The organism is Actinomycetota bacterium (genome assembly GCA_036280995.1).
Lineage (GTDB): Bacteria > Actinomycetota > CALGFH01 > CALGFH01 > CALGFH01 > CALGFH01.
This window is the reverse complement of the sequence record DASUPQ010000642.1, coordinates 1-2,552: the sequence shown is the minus strand read 5'-3', so window position 1 is coordinate 2,552 and position 2,552 is coordinate 1. Positions and strand designations below refer to the sequence as shown.

3 protein-coding genes are annotated in these 2,552 nt (G+C 67.9%); 1 reads left to right on the top strand and 2 read right to left on the bottom strand.

What is annotated here, in order from left to right:
• Nucleotides 1–273 (top strand): acetate kinase (locus VF468_21975; protein HEX5880959.1); only part of this gene is annotated, 273 nt, incomplete at its 5' end.
• A 159-nt stretch (nt 274–432) separates the two neighbouring features.
• On the opposite strand, the gene VF468_21970 is transcribed toward VF468_21975, so the two are convergent.
• Nucleotides 433–1,794 (bottom strand): integrase core domain-containing protein, encoded by a 1,362-nt coding sequence (locus VF468_21970; protein HEX5880958.1) that lies wholly within the window; start codon nt 1,792–1,794, stop codon nt 433–435.
• 223 nt (nt 1,795–2,017) lie between these two features.
• On the bottom strand, nt 2,018–2,326 hold the full coding sequence (locus VF468_21965) for a DUF3263 domain-containing protein (GenBank protein ID HEX5880957.1): 309 nt from the start codon (nt 2,324–2,326) through the stop codon (nt 2,018–2,020).
• Nucleotides 2,327–2,552: the final 226 nt, after the last annotated feature.

Genomic DNA, 2,552 nt, shown 5'->3' with positions numbered 1-2,552 from the left:
CTCAAGCACTACATCGGGGCCTACCTGGCGGTGCTCGGCTCGGTGGACGTGATCAGCTTCACCGCTGGAGTGGGCGAGAACAACGTGTCGGTGCGCGCGGACGCTCTCGCCGGTCTGGAGGGACTGGGGATCGAGCTCGACGCCGAGCGCAATGCCCTGCGGTCCGACGAAGCCCGGGTGATCTCCACCGACTCGTCGCGGACCACTGTTCTGGTGGTGCCGACCAACGAGGAACTGGCAATCGCGCGCCAGGCAGCCGCGCTGATCCGCTGAGGACGGCCGGACCCCGCGCAGCTTGTGTAAGAAGGTGCGGCCAGTGGCGTTAAAATCGCGATCCCTGTCACATCCCATGCCACCACTTCGCACCCCGTACGTGCGCTTCGCACCCGGCGTGCAGGGTGTGCTCTGCCAGGACTTCGCTGACACTCGCTGTCAGGACATCGCTGACAGTTGGGTTGTTGGGTGAGTGTAGGCGCCGCCTATTGTGCGGGGCCGTCCCTCCGGGTTCAAGGGTCGCTTCGCGCCCGCTGCGCGGCGGCCGGAGGCCGCCCTTGAGCCCGGAGCCTCGACGGCCCCTGGGGCAGGCGGTGGGGGCAGGCCGGGGGCCTGCCCCTGGGGCGGCGGCGCCGCGGCGAGCAGGTCGTCGATGAGGCGTTGCCGGTTGGCGTCGCGCCGGCGTGGTTCGGGCAGGTTCTGGGATCGGCGGGTCCGGTCGATGTCCAGTTCGCGGACGAGGTGGTGGCGGTAGAAGATCAACAGATGGTCGCCGGTGGCGAACACGGTGCAGACTCGGCCGGCGAGCTCGGCGCCGACGGCGATCCGGAAGCCGTCCCAGGACAAGAAGCCGCGGGGCTTCACGGTGCAGTACCGGACCAGGGTGGGCTCAGGGATCGGCCCTTGCTCCGGGCGCGGCCGCCGGGCTGCGATCCGTCGTTCGAGCGGGGTCTGATTGGGGTCGAGACCTTGGTGGGGCCGATCGTTGTAGGCGATCTGATAGCGGTCGATCTGGGCCTGCAATTCGGCTAGATGCCTCGCCGCGGGTTGGGCTCGTAGCCATCGCTGCAAGGTCGAGTGGCCCCGTTCGTTCTTCCCGTTGGTCTGCGGGTGCCCGGGCCGGCAGGTGATCGGTTTGATCCCTAGGGCACGCAGGTTCTTCTCCACCCGGACCACCACCTTGTGGAGACGGCCGTTGAACGCCAGCGAGTTGTCCGACAGCACCATCAGCGGCTTGCCCCATTGCTCGATCCCACGGGTCAGGCACAGCCACGCGCCGTCGGCATCCTCACCGGGCCAGGCCAGGTTGGCGATCTGGGTTCGGGAGCAGTCGTCCTTGATCTCGAACACGACCACGATCGTGCCGTCGGCCAGCGGATGCTCGAACGCGTCGATCTGCCACAAGTCATCCGGGGCGGGGAATTCGAACCGTCGCCGCGACGAACGAGGCCGCTTCGCCGGCTGCGGGGTGACCAGATCCTCTCGGACCAGCATCCGGTGGATGGTCCGCCACGACGGCACCTGGTCCACCCCGTCGCGGAGCAGCCGGTTGTGGATCGACAACGCCCCGTTGTCCCAGCCCTCGTTCTCCAGCAACGCCCGCACGCTGCAGATCCAATCGACCATCGCCTGCGGTGTCGTCGTCGGGGTCGAGTCCGGCCGCCGCGACCGGGGACGCAGCCCGTCTAGCCCTTCCTCGGCCAGCCGACGCCGGTACTTGTAGTAGCTCTGCCGGCTGATCCCCAGCCGAGCACACACCTCGGTGACCGACTCCCGGCCCTGCTCGACCGAGGCGAACATCGCCGCGTACTTCGTCTCCATCGACACCACTTCCTGGCCCATGGCGACAACTGTTGTCACGGGCCGGCCGGGTGTCAGCGATGTCCTGGCATCAAAGTGTCAGCGATGTCCTGTCAGCTGAGACCCTGCACGCCGGGTGCGAAGTGTACGTACGGGGTGCGAAGTGTACGTACGGGGTGCGAAGTGGAGGCATTGGACGTGACAGGCGCTGCTTGACCGAGAGCTACGCGTCGAGGTTGAGATCGATCCCCAGGCGCTTGGCGGAACGTTGACGCTGCCGGCTGGCCCGCAGCCGCCGCAGCCGCTTGACCAGCAGCGGGTCGTGGGCCAGCGCCTCGGGCTGGTCGATCAGGGCGTTGAGCACCTGGTAGTACCGGGTGGCCGACATGGCGAACTTGTCCCGGATGGCCTGTTCCTTGGCGCCGGCGAACTTCCACCACTGGCGCTCGAAGGTCAAGATCTCCGCGTCGCGGGCGTTGAGCTCGCCGACCGGACCGCTACCGCTGTGCTCCGGGCTGGTTGCTGCCGCCATGGAGTGCATCCTAGGACGCTAACCACACCGATGTCATTTGCAGCGCCAGTGTTTCTTCGCTCCGCGCCCGGCGCTGGAAACCCGATCATCCGCGGCCCACGGCTCGGAAGGCCCCACCCGGCTCGCCCCAGAGCTCAACCCCCCACGGCTTGCCTTGCTCCCCGCGACCACGGAAGACCGGGGCGCCTTCCCCCGACGCTCACGAAGGGAGTGTGCGATCTTCATC

Excerpts from the sequence above, each read along its gene's own strand:
- VF468_21970 (HEX5880958.1), bottom strand. The coding sequence starts at position 1,794 with ATGTTCGCCTCGGTCGAGCAGGGCCGGGAGTCGGTCACCGAGGTGTGT.
- VF468_21965 (HEX5880957.1), bottom strand. The coding sequence starts at position 2,326 with ATGGCGGCAGCAACCAGCCCGGAGCACAGCGGTAGCGGTCCGGTCGGC.